Source organism: Undibacterium sp. 5I2 (assembly GCF_035019605.1).
In the GTDB taxonomy this organism is placed as follows: Bacteria; Pseudomonadota; Gammaproteobacteria; order Burkholderiales; family Burkholderiaceae_D; genus Undibacterium.
Genome location: NZ_JASJVS010000005.1, coordinates 1 through 16,537, shown reverse-complemented (window position 1 = coordinate 16,537; position 16,537 = coordinate 1). Strand labels below are relative to the sequence as shown.

At 53.5% G+C, this 16,537-nt stretch carries 14 protein-coding genes, 1 tRNA gene and 1 pseudogene; 10 read left to right on the top strand and 6 right to left on the bottom strand.

What is annotated here, in order from left to right; genetic code table 11:
- Window positions 1-21: 21 nt before the first annotated feature.
- The 8 genes from mutL (at window position 22) to QN359_RS03205 (ending at window position 6,636) form a co-directional block, all read left to right on the top strand.
- Window positions 22-1,869, top strand: a complete 1,848-nt coding sequence (mutL, locus tag QN359_RS03240; protein ID WP_322251090.1) for a DNA mismatch repair endonuclease MutL — start codon at window positions 22-24, stop codon at window positions 1,867-1,869.
- Window positions 1,870-1,912: 43 nt separating this feature from the next.
- Entirely contained in the window at window positions 1,913-2,827 is a 915-nt protein-coding gene (gene miaA, locus QN359_RS03235) for a tRNA (adenosine(37)-N6)-dimethylallyltransferase MiaA (RefSeq protein ID WP_322251089.1), read from the top strand.
- Between the two features lie 107 nt (window positions 2,828-2,934).
- A tRNA-Met gene (locus QN359_RS03230) sits at window positions 2,935-3,011 on the top strand.
- Window positions 3,012-3,253: 242 nt separating this feature from the next.
- Window positions 3,254-3,748 (top strand): nucleotidyltransferase family protein, encoded by a 495-nt coding sequence (locus tag QN359_RS03225; RefSeq protein WP_322247201.1) that lies wholly within the window; start codon window positions 3,254-3,256, stop codon window positions 3,746-3,748.
- A 421-nt stretch (window positions 3,749-4,169) separates the two neighbouring features.
- Window positions 4,170-4,934, top strand: a complete 765-nt coding sequence (locus QN359_RS03220) for an ATP-binding cassette domain-containing protein (RefSeq protein WP_322247200.1) — start codon at window positions 4,170-4,172, stop codon at window positions 4,932-4,934.
- Window positions 4,931-5,683 carry an ABC-2 family transporter protein gene (locus QN359_RS03215; RefSeq protein ID WP_322247198.1) on the top strand — a complete coding sequence of 251 codons (753 nt, stop codon included), beginning with the start codon at window positions 4,931-4,933 and terminating at the stop codon, window positions 5,681-5,683. The genes QN359_RS03220 and QN359_RS03215 overlap by 4 nt, the downstream gene beginning before the upstream one ends.
- Complete coding sequence (locus QN359_RS03210) at window positions 5,676-6,452, top strand: ABC-2 family transporter protein (RefSeq protein WP_322247197.1); 777 nt, start codon at window positions 5,676-5,678, stop codon at window positions 6,450-6,452. Before QN359_RS03215 ends, QN359_RS03210 begins: the two co-directional genes overlap by 8 nt.
- A gap of 13 nt (window positions 6,453-6,465) precedes the next feature.
- Entirely contained in the window at window positions 6,466-6,636 is a 171-nt protein-coding gene (locus QN359_RS03205; protein ID WP_322247195.1) for a hypothetical protein, read from the top strand.
- Here the strand turns inward: QN359_RS03205 and QN359_RS20055 are convergent.
- Window positions 6,569-6,736: pseudogene (locus QN359_RS20055) on the bottom strand (IS3 family transposase); the annotation flags it as partial. The gene QN359_RS03205 and the pseudogene QN359_RS20055 sit on opposite strands and share 68 nt — an antisense overlap.
- A 79-nt stretch (window positions 6,737-6,815) precedes the next feature.
- Between QN359_RS20055 and QN359_RS03200 the strand changes: the two are divergent.
- Entirely contained in the window at window positions 6,816-7,070 is a 255-nt protein-coding gene (locus QN359_RS03200) for a hypothetical protein (protein WP_322247192.1), read from the top strand.
- A 113-nt stretch (window positions 7,071-7,183) separates the two neighbouring features.
- On the opposite strand, the gene QN359_RS03195 is transcribed toward QN359_RS03200, so the two are convergent.
- From QN359_RS03195 to QN359_RS03185, 3 genes are read right to left on the bottom strand one after another with little or no spacing between them, the layout of a single operon-like run.
- Window positions 7,184-7,549: a hypothetical protein gene (locus QN359_RS03195; RefSeq protein WP_322247191.1), complete on the bottom strand. Its 366-nt coding sequence runs from the start codon at window positions 7,547-7,549 to the stop codon at window positions 7,184-7,186.
- A gap of 46 nt (window positions 7,550-7,595) precedes the next feature.
- Complete coding sequence (locus QN359_RS03190; protein ID WP_322247189.1) at window positions 7,596-8,282, bottom strand: Fe2+-dependent dioxygenase; 687 nt, start codon at window positions 8,280-8,282, stop codon at window positions 7,596-7,598.
- Window positions 8,283-8,301: 19 nt separating this feature from the next.
- A complete protein-coding gene (locus tag QN359_RS03185) occupies window positions 8,302-10,530 on the bottom strand; it encodes a TonB-dependent siderophore receptor (RefSeq protein ID WP_322247187.1) in 2,229 nt (742 codons plus the stop codon).
- 479 nt (window positions 10,531-11,009) lie between these two features.
- Here QN359_RS03185 and QN359_RS03180 point away from each other — a divergent pair, with 479 nt between their 5' ends.
- Window positions 11,010-12,590 (top strand): isocitrate lyase, encoded by a 1,581-nt coding sequence (locus QN359_RS03180; protein ID WP_322247186.1) that lies wholly within the window; start codon window positions 11,010-11,012, stop codon window positions 12,588-12,590.
- Between the two features lie 97 nt (window positions 12,591-12,687).
- Here the strand turns inward: QN359_RS03180 and QN359_RS03175 are convergent, their stop codons facing one another.
- Complete coding sequence (locus tag QN359_RS03175) at window positions 12,688-14,955, bottom strand: EAL domain-containing protein (protein ID WP_322251010.1); 2,268 nt, start codon at window positions 14,953-14,955, stop codon at window positions 12,688-12,690.
- A 372-nt stretch (window positions 14,956-15,327) separates the two neighbouring features.
- Window positions 15,328-16,248, bottom strand: a complete 921-nt coding sequence (locus QN359_RS03170; RefSeq protein WP_322251009.1) for a glutaminase — start codon at window positions 16,246-16,248, stop codon at window positions 15,328-15,330.
- Window positions 16,249-16,537 lie beyond the last annotated feature (289 nt).

Genomic DNA, 16,537 nt, shown 5'->3' with positions numbered 1-16,537 from the left:
GCGAGCAGGTATAATTTGATGATGAATGCAAACTCTCTTGAACGCCGCCCCATTTTGGCGCTGCCCGATAACTTAATTTCCCAGATCGCCGCCGGTGAAGTGGTCGAACGGCCTTCCGCCGTAGTCAAAGAAATTCTTGAAAACGCTCTCGACGCCGGTGCCGCCAGCATCAGCATCCGCCTCGAAGAAGGCGGCGTCAAGCGCATTGCCATCACCGACAATGGCCGCGGCATTCCGCCAGAGCAACTGCCGCTGGCCTTGGCACGCCATGCCACCTCAAAAATCGCCTCACTGTCCGAACTCGAAAATGTCGCCACGCTGGGCTTTCGCGGTGAAGCGCTGGCCTCGATCGCCTCGGTCTCGCTACTCACCCTGACCACGCGCACGGCCGACGATGCACATGCCTGGCAAATCGAAGCCGGCAAAATCTCACCGGCCTCGGGTGCTGCCGGTACCACAGTCGATGTACAAGATCTGTATTACAACACGCCGGCGCGACGCAAATTTCTGAAATCGGAACAAACTGAATTCGGCCATTGTGCCGAAGTGGTGCGCCGCATCGCGCTGGCCCGGCCGGACGTCGCCTTTTCCCTGAGCCACAACGGCAAAGCGGTCGACCATTGGAATGTCAGCGCGATCGACAAACGCAGTGGGCAAATTCTGGGTGACAATTTTTCTGCGGCCCGCTTAGCGCTCGACGAAAGCGCCGGCCCCTTGCGACTACATGGCTTCGTCGGCTTACCGACCGCCTCGAAAGCGCGCGCCGATGCCCAGTACTTTTATGTTAATGGTCGTTTTGTGCGCGACAAACTGCTGACCCACGCCGTGCGCGCCGCGTATCAGGATGTCTTGCACGGCGACCGCTATCCCGCGTATGTGCTGGCCTTAGAACTCGACCCGGCGTTGGTTGACGTCAACGTCCACCCATCCAAAATCGAAGTACGCTTCCGCGACAGCCGCGCCGTCCATCAATTTGTCTTTCACGCCGTCAGCCGCGCCTTAGCCCTGACTTCGGCCACCGCCTACGGCACCGTACCGGCACCGGCCACCGCCGCTGCCAGCTCACCGCAAGCCTGGATCGCCGGCACACAAAGCAGCTTCGCCAGCCAATTCGCCACGCCACGAGAAAGCGGCGGCAGCAGTAACGGCGGCCAAAACTACAACAACTTCGGCAGCCGCAACGAAGCCGGCGTAGCGCAAAATCTGCAAAGCTATGGCGCGCTGTTTCGCCCGCCCACCGGCACGACACCGCAAGTGCCACCAGCGCGCAGCCTGCCGGACGACGAACATCCGCTCGGTTTTGCACTGGCCCAGTTACACGGCGTGTATGTGATCGCCCAAAACAGCCAAGGCTTGGTACTGGTCGACATGCATGCGGCACACGAACGCATCCTCTACGAGCAACTCAAACAGGCGCTCGATGAAAACGCCATGCCGGTACAAGCCCTGCTGATTCCGGTCACTTTCTACGCCGATGCCATCGAAGTAGCCACCGTCGCCGAACACCACGATACCCTGAAAACCCTGGGTTTCGACCTCGCCGCCATCAGCCCGACCACCTTGGCCGTGCGCGCCGTGCCGGCCCTGCTGCAAAATGCCGATGCCCAATCGCTGGCGCGCGACGTGCTGCGCGAAGTACGCGAATACGGCGGCTCGCGTGTGCTGATCGACCGCCGCAATGAATTGCTCGGCACATTGGCTTGTCATACCGCCGTACGTGCCAATCGCAGCCTGACCGTACTGGAAATGAACGCCCTGCTGCGCCAGATGGAACAAACTGAACGTGCCGACCAATGTAATCACGGCCGCCCGACCTGGGTACAACTGGGCATGAACGACCTCGACCGGATGTTTTTACGTGGCCAATAAAACTATTCCCGCAGCGCCGCGGCAGCCACTCGTGATCGCCATCATGGGCCCAACCGCCTCCGGCAAGACCGCGGCCGCGTTGACCATCGCCCGGCACATTCCGGCCGAAATCATCTCGGTCGATTCCGCCCTCGTGTATCGCGACATGGATATCGGCACCGCCAAACCGAGCGCCGCCGAGCGCGCCAGCGCGCCGCACCACCTGATCGACCTGATCGACCCGGCGCAATCGTACTCGGTAGCGCAGTTCCGCACCGATGCCGCCGCACTGGTCAACGATATTCGCGCGCGCGGCAAACTGCCGATCTTAGTCGGCGGCACCATGATGTACTTCAATGCGCTCAAACACGGCCTCGACGATTTACCCGGTGCCGATCCCATACTGCGTGCCGCACTCGATGCCGAAGCCGCACGCGACGGCGTGCCGGCGCTGCATGCACGCCTGGCGCGCCTCGATCCGATCACCGCCGCGCGCCTGCAGCCGAACGATAGCCAGCGCGTCCAGCGTGCCCTCGAAATCATCACGCTGTCCGGACAAGCCATGAGCACCCTGCTGGCCCAGCAAAGCCGCGCCGCACCCGCCTTCGAAACCTTGGCTATCTCGCTGGAACCGTCGGATCGCAGCGTGCTGCACCAACGTATCGCCGAACGCTTCGACCACATGCTGGCGCACGGTTTCCTCGACGAAGTGCGCCGCCTCAAGCAACGCCCCGAGCTGCATCCCGACCTGCCCTCGATACGCTGCGTCGGCTACCGTCAGGCCTGGGATTATCTCGATAACAATATCAACGCAGCAGAGATGCGCGAACTTGGCATCATCGCCACCCGCCAGTTGGCCAAACGCCAGCTGACTTGGTTGCGCTCTATGCCGGAACGCCTGATCATCGATTGCCTGAGCCAAGACCCGCAAGAGCAAATCCTTGAAATGGTCAGAAAAAACCAGGATGGCCAGACATGAAAGCGTCACCGCAGCAGCGTTTTGATACAGAACAAAGCAATTCCCAGAAAATTCCGTCTCCCGATATTGACAGCGGGGTCACAGCCTGACATAATCTCAGGCTTCTTGGTGATATAGCTCAGTTGGTTAGAGCACAGCACTCATAATGCTGGGGTCGGTGGTTCAAGTCCACCTATCACCACCAGAATTTCGTTCAGACTCGTTCTGCAACGTACGAAGAACCCGCAAACTCCTTGGAGAATGCGGGTTTTTTGTTGTGCGCGCGGATAGGATACGTGCTGGGATCGACCACATCGGGTCGATTTTGGGTGTGCTGTCGCTGGTACCGGATTTCAAAAAAATGCGTAGCGACAGGCATGCGGTGCTATACGGTTCATTGAATAGCGATCACCTGAAATTGATACTAAAGAGCGCACACTGCGAACAGTGGAAAATCACCCTCTTGACCTGGAAACAGTAAAAACAACGCAAGCCTTCTTAGCTGAAGCGGCTACGAAATTTCCTTTGCGGAGCGCAATTTTGTACGGCAATCGTGCCCGTGGAGAATTCAAACCGGACAGCGATGCCGACCTGGTGGTTTTACTTTCAAGTCGACATGGGCAATTTTTGTCTGCAAAAATGGCCCTGTCCGATAAGTTGCACCTTTTTGCGGAGACTGTTTGCGGACCGGTGGCCTGCGATCAAAGATTGAAAACGGTGAATTCAAGAAGGCGCTCATCAACAACTAAATGGATCGTCGCAAGCGACGATGGAAAAGCCTCTGGAAGGGGTTTGCATCCCCTCCCATCGCGTCGCTCCTTCGTCGCTCACCGGCCTGAAGAGGCTGTCGCAAAAGGGTTTTCAGTCGGTATCATTACCCCGACTGGTGGCCGCGTCGTTCCTGCGTGCTTTTGGCAGGAATCCAGCGACGTTCGTGGTTAACTGAAAATGCCAGAAATTGTGGCATTTTCAGTGTAAAAAACGACACTAGGTTCCCGCCAAAAGCACGCGGGAATGACGAGGTATACGGTGTTTCAGGTGTAAAAAAGCGTCCATTAGGCTTTTGCGACAGCCTCTGAAGGCCGGGGTTTCAAACCCTAGTCAGATTTTTGATGAATGCTATCCCGAATACGTATTGGTACTTGCTTCACCATTGCTCTTTCCTGCGCACATTTTCGAATTTATCCTATTTACTTTTTTACACCAAGACATAAAATGTTTTCTATTCGTGAGGAGAAAAAAATGACCAAGTCTGTCAGTCAATCCGAAACCCATCCCATCACGCAGCCTCCCGATCAACAGCAAGAAGTAATCACATCGCCGTCCTGAAAAGAGCACTATGACTTACTACTGAGGTCTGAACATGTCAGTTAAGCTCACTGCCGTTTCATTCAACTACCGTGTCCGCAGCATTGCCAGCGGCCCTTGGTACCGCAATCTGTTTTCCCGCACGGAAACCACAGTCAACATTTTCCAAGCTCTCGATTTGCATCTGCCTCACTCAGGGACTAACTACGGATTACTCGGTAAAAATGGTAGTGGAAAAACGACACTGATCAAACTCATGAGCGGCATTCTGCAAGCCGATTCCGGTAGCATTGATGTATTCGGCGATAGTCCCAGCACGCGCAAGCCGGGCATGCTGCGCCAGCTCGGCGTGATGTTCGGACATCAATCGCTGCTCTGGCCTGAACTGTCGTTGCACGAAAACCTGCGACTGTTCGAGCATATATATCGGCGCCATTACGATCCTGCCCAAGTTGACATACGATTACAGGAGCTGGCGCTCTGCCATATCGTCGACAAACCTGCCAAAACCTATTCCTTGGGGCAATCTGTCAAAGCCAATCTGCTCATTCATCTGCTCAATCAACCGCGATTATTAATTCTGGATGAGCCAACCATAGGGCTAGATATCGAATCTGGAATTGCCTTGCGTCCGTCTCTGGCGCAGTTTGCTCAGCAAACCGGCGCTATCGTACTGATCACTTCGCACAATATGGCCGATATTGCCGAAATTTGCGAGCAGGTTTTTTTTCTTGTACAAGGCAGGATACGTGCGATTGAACTCAATCCCAAACACGGCAAGCACGAGAAAATTATTCACTTGGAGAGCCTGTTTCTATGATCATCCGCTATGCAGTCGTAGAGACACTCAGGACCAAAGCGGCCTTTCTCGGTCCGGTATTTTTGTTTGCCATGCTCTACCTGATTGAATTCAGTTTTTGGTCCAAACTGACCGCAGAGGCAGGCATCGCTCATTACAAGCAAGAAACGATCATTCATTATCTGCTCTGGTCTGTCTTGATTTTTCAAATTACGGCGGTGTCCGGCTTACCCGATGAATTGGCTGTGTATATAGAAAACGGCCAAATTGAACGCTTCCTGCTGCTACCGACAGGCGTACTGAGATTTTTTCTCGCTTATGGCCTGGGCCAAATGTTGGCACGATTACTGCTATTCTCACCGCTCATTCTGTGCATCATGCTGATAAAAGGAGCGGGTAATTTTGTGTTGCTGCCAGTTTTGCTGACAGCGGGTCTGCTCATCAACATCTGCCTCAGTTTTTCGCTCTCGTGCCTGAGTTTTACATTCAGAGAAGCCTACTCACTTGTTACCATCAAGGATACCTTAGCCTGGGTACTGTCCGGTGCGCTGATCCCGCTCGATTTATTTCCAGTATTGGTTCAACATGTCTTCGCGTTTTTGCCGTTTCAGTACATCAGCTTCATTCCCGCCCAAGCCGCAATGGGTCGGAGTGGGCATGATTTGTTTTTGCCCCACTTGGCGGCTGTACTGTTGAGCATGCTGACGATTGCCCACTACTCATGGAAGTATTTATCAAAATATAACCAGGCTTACGTTTCCTATGATTGACTATCCACTGATACGACTCGGTTTTTACCAAAGCGTATCGATAGCGAAAAAAAATCCCGTTAATTTCTGGGTTTCCGCGCTCGTTAATTTCATTTATGGTGTGACTCAGGGAATTTTTTGGTGGGCACTCAGTCAGCACAGCCAATTTCTCGGTTTTATGAGTCAGCATTATCTACTCGTTTTTTTTGTCACTGTTGTCTGCGTCGATAATTTGTATATGATGCTGTTCGGCCAAAGCAGCATGGAACTGCAGCGCCGAGTGCACAATATGAAGCTCGATACCCATTTGCTGCTGCCGGTGCATTTGCCATTTTTTTATGTTGCCACAAGCATCTCATTACAACACGCTATGCTGACATCGGCTGCGCTGCTTTCCTTCATTGTCCTGCACATTACACTGACGACCCCACTCTGGCTGGCCTTGGTTCACCTGCTTGTGATTGTGGAAGGAAGTATCGTGCTGGCAGCGATCAGTTGGATCTATCGTTCAAGTATTTTCTGGACTAATGCATTGGTGGCGATGCGTCATTCCAATCCCAGCTTCAAGGTCATGATCCGGCCGCTTGATGCATTCGACGGCGTCGCACGCCTGATTTTTCTCTTTCTCATCCCCTGCTTGTTCATCACCGGCGTTCCGGCCTGGCTAGTCGGCAAGCAATTCGACTGGACTTGGTTTGCGGCGCAAAACGTGGTCGTTTGTCTGTTGGTATGCTTGGCTAATCATATATTTATCATTGGCACTCGACGCTATGGTCGCGTGACTACTTAGGCTAGAGAGCCCCATGATTTTGAAACAATCGCCCGATATGTATCACCAATCCGTCATCAGCGGCGTAGCCTGCCATCATGATCAATACATCACCACTGCCGGATACGATAACAAAGTTGTTGTTCAGCTTGGGCTACTGGCTGTCCATTTTGCGCAGCCTCGGCCAGTTCTCGCCAGGTCTTGACTTGTGCTGGGTAAAGTCCTTTGCCACGACAATATAGTGCCAGATCTGCTTCATTGAGTGCGGCGGTTTCTACAATGATAGCGAACTTGGCTTGGGCAGTTCATTGTTACGGTCGGTTGTTGGCACAGGGCGTCCTTGCTGACGTAGTTTTGTACGGCAGTTATAGATAGGCTGCTGCTATGAAAAACGAAATTCTAAACGAAGAACGAATTGCTACAATTCTCGCACGCGCAGATGCCACTGCAAGGGGACCATGGAAGGCGATGCTTGAGGGACGCGACCATTCAAGCGGTTCAAGTTGCATCATTATTCAAAATGCTTGCATTGACCTTGATGGGGCCTCTGATGCAGATATTGTATTCATAGCAAATGCGCGTCAAGACATACCATATCGTGTTTCAGAACTTCTGCGCCTGCCCTCTGTGTCAGGATAGTTGATAAGATTTGAGCTTAAGCCGCTGCCAGTTCCTTGCTCATTTTTTGTAACACTGGAAGCAAACACCAAACAACTGCAGTCTGGGCCACAGCCATTTGGTAATCGCACAGCTCAGCGGTCCACGCCCTCGCGCAACCAAATCTCATGCACTTGCGACCAATCCGGCGGTTCGCTGGTTAAAAATCCTACCGTCTTGCCGCTGGCGATGTGCTTGAACGCACGCATCGCCTGTAAGTGCGCGCCAACCACCAGGAAACGTCGCATCGCTGCTTCATCTTCCCAGACCGAGTAAGTGTGATGCACGCCATTGATCTTGCGCGCCGCTACCCGAATCAAGCCGGGTGAGCGTTGCGCTTGCGTCATCGAGCGCACGGCAAACCAGGCAAAGCGCAGGTAATGCCAACTGCTGTTAACGCGCAAACCGGTAATCGATACGTACACCAGCGGTGCCGGCAAAGGCTGGACAGGATTTTCCATCAGGGTCACGCTCCTTCGTTGATAGTAATTCGATCAGGTCACCGCGTCAGACTTCGCTCCATTGCCGCAGCAAATTATGATAACACCCAACCAGGGCGCGCCGCGCAGTGGCATCGGCCCCGGTTTGGTTAAGGGTTTGTATTGCTTGATCCATGTCGAACAAGATGCTGCGCTGTGCCGCGTCTTTGACCAGACTTTGCACCCAAAAAAAGCACGCCAGACGCGTCCCACGGGTGACCGCAGACACCTGATGCAAGCTCGTTGCCGGGTACACCAGCATGTCGCCGGCCGCGAGTTTAGCACTGTGTTCGCCATAGGTGTCGACGATGCGTAACTCACCGCCATCGTACTCGTCGGTATCGGCCAGAAACAGCGTGGCCGATACGTCCGTGCGCAGCTTACTGCCATGATGCGGATGCAAACGCACACTGCCATCCACATGCAAACCGAATTCCATGCCGGCACCATAACGATTGAACATCGGCGGGTAGACGACATTGGGTAAGGTCGCGCTGATGAACAAGGGGTGCCGTTCCAGTGCCGATAAAATGATCTGCTGGCATTGCTGCGCCACCTCAGACTGCTCATCGATTTGTTCATTGAGTTTCACCGCTGCCCCCTGATACCCGGCAGTAACGCGCCCATCAACCCATGCCGACCCGGCATGCTGCAACAATTGGCGCACTGCCGCCAGAGTATCGGGCGTGAGAACTTGCGGAATATGAATCAGCATCGTCGCGCTCCTGTTGAGATCAGAAGCGATAGGCCAATGACAGCATAGCGCTACGACCGCTGCCCGGTACCGCACGCCCGCCGTCGGACTGGATCAGCGCATCGGCATACAGTTTATTGGTCAGGTTAAACAAATTCAAGCGTACATCGTATTTTTTCTGCGTATAGGCCAGTGTCGTATCCCAGCGCGTGTAGCCACCAACGCCGACCAAGTTGGTGGAATTAGCGTAACGCTGCGACATATACACCGGCCCACCGCCGAGTTCCCAATGCTTGGCAAGTTCCCAGGTGGTCCATGCAGTCAGGGTGTTGCGCGGCGTATTGGCCGGAGTTTTCCCTGCGGTTCCATCGATTGCAGAGGCGGCAAGGATGCGCGCATCGAGGTAAGTGTAGTTCATCGCCACTTGCAGAGTTTTACTCAGGCGGCCAGTCGCACCGGCGCGAAAACCATTGACGCGCACGGTGCCGTCAAGTTCGTAGACCCCGGTGCTGATCTGGCTGCGCGCATTCTCTTTTTGAATTTGGAATATGGCCGAAGTCAGCGCTACATCACCGTTCAATACATCCCATTTCCCGCCCAGTTCATACGAACGATTTTTTTCCGGATCCAAATTCTGTTGACCCAATGTGCCGGTCAACTGTTCCAACGAAGGGTTAAACGAGGTGCCATACGATACATAGTAAGATTGTTGTGCATCCGGTTGCCAAATCGTACCGAGTCGCACACTGGTAAAGCCGATCGCTTGATAGGCATTGGCGATCGCGGTGCTGCCGACCGTATTGGTCGAATTGATGGAATTGTTGATGCTGGCAGTGAAGCGATCATAACGTAAGCCGGCAACCAATTTGACCTGGTCCGTGAGGTCCATGGTATCGTTAACATAGGTCGCCACGGTGTTGGCAGAGCCGCCGGCGCGATTACCAGCGCTGCTCGTTACGCTCGTTGGCGAGTTAGCGTTATTTGGGTTTAATAATGACACGCAAGCGACATAGCCGGTAGTGGCGTTGGCGGCATTGAGGGCAGTGCCATTGCAAGTGCCGTTGCGGTAGTAGGCTTGATTCTCATAGCTGTCGTGGCCGAGTTCAAGCCCAGCCAAGACATGATGCTTGATGCCGCCGCTGACGAGTACGCTGGATAATTCGGTTTGATTGAAAAACGAATAGTCGCTGATCGTGCGATCATGGCTTTGCAAGCGTACCGACAGGCTGCTCAGTGGCAGTGCGCTGGTGGCCGACACCGGCAAGGTAGAGAAGCCTTTTGCGCCGACCGTGCCTATGGTATTGGCGGCAGTTTCCACGGCACTGGTGCGCACGTAATTGAATTGGCTTTGGTTACGCAGCGTGGTGTCGGCACTGAGCTTGTGTATCACCGTGCCATTGAGGGCAGCCACATCGGACGTGGTGTGGTCATCCTCATAGCCATAGGCGGTGTCACGTGCGACCTTGGCCGGCCGGCCGTTCAAAGGACCGATGCCGTAGTCGGGCTGGTCACGATTATGTTGTAACAGGGCAGACAGGGTAATGTCAGTCGCCGTTCCGATACCGAAGCGTAGCGAGGGTGCCAGGCCAAAGTCTTGTACCTTGGATTGATCACGCGTACTGGCATTGCCATCCTGCGCCATCGCCAACACACGTACGGCTGAGGTATCGGAAGTGGCGTGGTTCACATCGATGCTGGAACGCGCCAGACTATTACTGGTCAGCGAGACATTCACTTCGGTTTGATCTTTGAGCTGCGGCTTTTTGCTCACTTGGTTGATGGCACCGCCAGTTGAACCGCGACCGAATAACATCGACGATGGCCCCATCAGCACTTCAATCGCATCGAGCGCAAAGGTGTCGCGGAAATATTGACCACGATCGCGAAAGCCATCGAGATAGACGTCGGTGCGCGCAGAAAATCCATTGAGATTGACGTTATTGCCGATTTGTCCGCCCTCGGCACCACCGAGGGTGATGCCGGAGACATTACGCAAAGCTTCCGACATCGAGTTTGCCCCTTGCGATTGCATCAAAGCCTTATTCACCACCGTGACCGATTGTGGGATATCACGCTGCTCGACCGCCAACTTACTCAATGACAGCGTACCGGAAACGAAGTCGTTGCGGCGGCCTTGCACCTGGACTTCCGGTAAATGATCGGCAGTTTGCTCGACACGACTCGTTGCAGCGACTTCTTGCGCTAATACAACTTGTGACTGAGCAAATAAGGTAATCAGGGCGGCGGCGATAGGTGTGCGGCGTTTCATGCTGACTTTCAGTGGCGGTTAAATGGGAAGCGCGACAATGACGCTTCAAAGCAACATGAATTATATTGTAAATAGTAACGATTATCAATTGCATTGCGATTTAATGTGGTTTAAGCACCCAGGCGCCTGAGCGGCAGAACGGAGTCGGCTGCAAACTGAGATGCCCATGGCGCGTTTCTCACCATACGAAAATTTGGATTCACATTGTGAGATTGACGTATGATAAACACCGTGAAGACATTTTCATTTTACGAAAATTTATTTCACATCGCAAAAATACAAACATAAGCCATTGAAAACAAAGGTGTTTATTTAAGTTATATGTCTTATATAAGACATGGTGCACGAGCTAAAAACGGTTTATTATTCTTTCATGCAGTTTCGCTTCGATTTCAACACCCTGTTTTTGTAAGAGCATCATTGACGTGATCGCCGATACAAATTTCTCAATCTTGTTTTATTTTTTTTGAGGTAGCCCCATGTCACAATATCAAAACGACATCAAAGCCATTGCCGGTCTGAAAGACAAAGAAGGTAGTGCCTGGAACGCGATCAATCCTGAATCGGCCGCCCGCATGCGCGCGCAAAACCGCTTCAAAACCGGACTCGACATCGCTCGCTACACGGCCAAGATCATGCGTACCGACATGGCTAACTACGATGCCGATCCATCCAAATACACGCAGTCTCTTGGTTGCTGGCATGGTTTCATCGGTCAACAGAAGATGATTTCGATCAAAAAACACTTCAACAGCACCGATCGCCGCTACCTCTATCTGTCGGGCTGGATGATCGCCGCGCTGCGTTCGGAATTTGGCCCATTGCCAGATCAATCTATGCATGAAAAAACCGCTGTTGCCGGTTTGATCAAAGAACTTTACACTTTCCTGCGCCAAGCCGATGCGCGTGAGCTCGGCGGTTTGTTCCGTCAGCTCGATGCTGCACAGGGTGCTGCAAAGCAAGCAATTCAAGATAAGATCGACAATCACATCACCCACGTTGTGCCTATCATTGCCGATATCGATGCCGGTTTCGGCAATGCCGAAGCGACGTATCTGATGGCAAAACAAATGATCGAAGCCGGTGCTTGCTGCATCCAAATCGAAAACCAAGTGTCGGATGAAAAACAGTGCGGCCATCAAGATGGCAAAGTCACGGTACCACATGAAGATTTCTTGGCAAAAATCCGCGCCGTACGTTACGCCTTCCTCGAACTCGGTGTCGATGATGGCCTCATCGTTGCGCGTACTGATTCGCTCGGTGCCGGTTTGACCAAGCAAATTGCGGTAACTAACGAAGTCGGCGACCTCGGTGATCTGTACAATTCTTTCCTCGATGTGGACGAAGTATCGACGGCATCGATGAACAATGGTGACGTAGTCATCAAACGCGGCGACAAATTACTGCGCCCGAAACGTTTGCCGAGTAACTTGTTCCAATTCCGCGCCGGTACTGGTGAAGAGCGTTGCGTACTCGATTGCATCACCTCGCTGCAAAACGGCGCAGATTTGCTGTGGATAGAAACTGAGAAACCACATATCGCTCAAATCGGTGGCATGGTCAGCGAAATTCGTAAAGTCATCCCGAATGCCAAGCTGGTTTATAACAACAGCCCATCGTTCAACTGGACTTTGAATTTCCGCCAGCAGATTTTCGATATCATGAAACAAGAAGGCAAAGATATTTCCGCTTACGACCGCGCTGCGCTGATGAATGTCGAATACGATGGTACTGAATTGGCCATCGTCGCTGATGAAAAAATCCGCACCTTCCAGGCTGATTCGGCCCGTGAAGCTGGTATTTTCCATCACCTCATCACTTTGCCGACTTACCATACTGCTGCTTTGTCGACCGATAACCTGGCTAAAGACTATTTCGGCGACCAAGGTATGCTCGGCTATGTCGCCGGTGTACAGCGCAAAGAAATCCGTCAAGGTATTGCCTGTGTCAAGCATCAAAACATGGCCGGTTCCGACATGGGTGATGATCATAAAGATTACTTCAGCGGCGATGCAGCACTGAAAGCCTCGGGTAAAGACAACACGATGAATCAGTTCTGATACACGCTGACGCGCGACAGTGCGCGCCAGTGAAATAAAAAAATGCCTGATGATTTTTTTCATCAGGCATTTTTTTATTTCAAACAACCGAGCACCGCTACAAACTGCTTAGCTTAGTTTTTCGATGCCGTGCAATCAGCGCCGTGACACTCATAGGCCGACCCAACAGATAGCCTTGCACCGGACAGCCGAATTGACGCAAAAAACTCAGCTGCGCATCGGTTTCCACGCCTTCGGCAATCACGCCGATTTTCATATTGCGGCCCAATTCAAGGATGGCGCGGACGATCGCGCAATCGTCGCGGTCATGCGGCACACCGGAGATGAATAAGCGGTCAATTTTCAAGGAAGACAGCGGCAAGCGCTTGACTAAAGATAAGGAAGAATACGCGATGCCGAAATCGTCGAGGCTGATGGAAAACCCTAAGCTGGTCAACTCGCGCATGATGGGGATAGATTTTTCCGGCTGACTCATGACCGCACTTTCGGTCAGCTCAAGGCAGATATTATCGCTGGTAATACCGGCCTGGCTGACGATGCGCATCAATTCGGCCGGCAGTTCGCTGTCCAGGAATTCCGGCGCGGCCATGTTGATATGGACCTGCATGTGCATCATGCCGGCAGCATGCATGAGCGGCAAATCGCGGCAAACTTGCTCGACCACCCAGCGACCGAGATGTACGATGAGGCGACTGCGTTCAGCAATCGGAATGAATTGATCGGGCCGCACGATTTCACCGCTCGGTTTACACCAGCGTATCAGGGCCTCGACGGCGCAGACGCGGCCATCGACACTATCGAAAATCGCCTGGTATTCAAGAAAAAATTCATTGCGCGCGTGGGCATGATGTAGCTCAGATAATAAAGCCAGTTGTCCGGCTAATTCTTGCTGGGCACGATTGCCATCGTCTTGGTAATGACTGACCAGATTGCGGCCGTTGCGTTTGCTCAGATACATGGCGGCATCGGCCGCATGCAGTAGTTCCGCCGTGCTGCTGCCATGCTGCGGAAACACGCTGATGCCGATGCTGGCAGAAACCGACAATTCACTGCCCTCATAAATGAACACGCTGCGTGCCGCCTGCAATACCGCCTGCGCCAGCATATCGAGCTCGAGCACACTGCCGCTGGCGAGTATGGCAAACTCATCGCCACCCAAACGGCCGATGACCGCATCGCGCGGTGCGACTGCCTGCATACGGCGCGCGAATTCTATCAATACGCAATTGCCGGCTTGATGGCCTAAGGCGTCGTTAATCGGTTTGAATTGATCGAGATCGATATACAAGACGCCGAAACTCGGCTGTTTTCCATCGTGACAGGCCGCATCGAGCGCTGCATGAAAGTGCTTGCGATTAGCCAGACCAGTCATTTCATCGCTGAGGGCTAAGCGGCGGATTTGCGCCTGCTGCGTCATGCGCTGTGCGGTCAAGGCGATGAGCGCACCGATTGCCGCCGACAAATCGGGCAATTGGGCTTCGCGCTGACGCGGAAAATTACTGAAAAATTCCAGTACGCCAGGACGGTGCAAACTGCCATCCGCGGTCACATAGGTAACCGGAAACAGATACCCAGACTGTAAGCCACTGGCACTCGCTAATGCGCCGCGTAAAAACTCGCCACCGCTACTAAAACCGTCTATCCATTCGGCCTGACCGGTACGCCAAACCCGTCCGACCAAGTCGTGCTCAGGGGAAATATGCATGGCTTCACTACAGAGCTGGAACGGCACAAGCCGGGCATTATTCCCATGCCAAAAATGCTTACAGTGCAAGATATTCGCGTCGCTGCCATCTTGGCCCAACTCCCAATACGCGCCCCATTCCCAACCAAGATCGAGACACACTAACTCAATAATTTTAGTGACGGCCTCAGCGAGCGTGTCGGTACCGATCAAATACTGGGTCAGGGCGAAATTGAATTTCTCGCGCATCGCTGCGTGCTTGACCGATGTCACATCGATCAGCACGCCCGAACTGATCGCGGCAGACTCGGCAACCAAAGAACGCAGACGAAACCAGCGCACCCCTTCGAGCGGATCGATCAAACGAAATTCACAATCGAGCGGCGCACCACCATGGCGCGCTTGCTCCATGGCTGCACTGAAACTTGGCAAATCATCCGGAACCACATGGGTAGAGCAAGCCTCAGCCGAGGCATGCTCGCCGGCGGCTACCCCCAGATAGGCGGCGGCAACCATGGATAAACTCATCTGTCCGCGCGCGCGCGCCAGCCACCAGCGGCCGTAAGCGCTCAGATCTTCAATTTGCTCCGGCACGATACTGCGCGCAACGATAGACTGCCACAGTGGGGTATCGACAACGCTTTCTGCTTGGCTATTGCCGCGCATTACTGTTGCCGACATGATAAGGCCAGGCCGACAAAGGCAGGGGTTTGTGCCGTACGTTGCGGTTCGCATCTTACACACGCATTGCTAGGCTCATATGCCAAAGGCATGGTAGTTCCAATCATTTGGGTCGCCCACGGCTGCGCCGCTGACGAGGGAGTGCAATCAGTCAAAATATTTTCCAGGCGTAGCGCGGGACGGTTTGCCTGCATCAAGCATAATTACCGAGCACAAATTGTGCCAACAGGAAATATTTATCGCAATCACGCAGCGCGAGCGGCAGCGCGCACACGAAGGCCGCTTACTCTGGCGAACAATATGGCGGTAACGGCAGCATGCCTGTCATCGCGCCGGTGCTGTGAAGGAGAGAGAGAGGGAGGCGTGGTGCAATCAGAAAATGGAGCGCGCGGTCAGCGTCGTAAATCGTTCCAAAGCATAGGTGCCGGCCAATGAGTTGCCAGTCGCATCGAGACCGGGCGACCAGACGGCTACCGCCAATTCGCCGGGAACAATCGCCAAAATACCGCCGCCGACGCCACTTTTAGCCGGTAATCCGACGCGATAGGCAAAGTCGCCGGCCGCATCATAGGTTCCACAGGTGAGCATGAGGGCATTGAGGCGCTTGGCCGAACTGCGATCGAGAATCGCCGTGCCATTCCAAGGGATAGTACCGTGTTGCGCCAAAAAGCTGCCGGAGCGTGCCAGCTCGCTGCAAGTCATCGTGATCGAACACTGGCGGCAATAACTGGCGATGACTTGCTCAACCGGATTATGCAAATTACCGAAATCTTTCATCAAATGGGCAATGGCGTAATTTCTGTGCGCCGTGGCGCGTTCCGATTCGGCCACCGCCGTATCGAAATCGATGCCGGCATTACCGCAGATGCTGCGGGCAAACTGCAGCACGGCGATATCGGACTGGACAAAGCGACTCGCCAAAATATCGCTGATCACCAAGGCCCCGGCATTGATGAAGGGATTGCGCGGCTTACCGCGCTCGTGCTCAATTTGCACCAAGGAATTGAAGGGATTGCCAGACGGTTCGCGCCCGACCCGCTCCCAAATCGCATCTCCTTCACGCGAAAACGCCAATGCTAAGGCGAATAATTTGGTAATACTCTGCAAGGAAAACTTCTGCTCGGCCACTCCAACCTGATAACTACTGCCATCAAGGCAATAAATCGCCATGGCAAATTGCGCCAAAGGCACCGTCGACAACTGCGGTATGTATGAAGCAACGCGACCTTCGGCAAGCAAAGGCTGAACTTCTTCGTAAATGGTGGCCAGGATGGCAGAGTAGTCAAGTTTCATCTTAAGGCGTCATCAGGAAATGGAATGCTGGTCAGCAGGAGCTCAGTATGCATAACTTATCCGAAATCGGCAGAATTTTATTCTGTAATAAAAGGAAATACCCGATTTATCACAAATCAGGGAAGCGCGGATGAAATCCGCGCTTCCCTGAGTCTAATCGCCGGCATCAACGCGGCGGCTTGCTTGCCGTGGCACGTATACCGCAGCAACTTAATGGATCGTCGCAAGCGACGATGGAAAAGCCTCTGGAAGGGGTTTGCATCCCCTCCCATCGGGTCGCTCCTTCGTC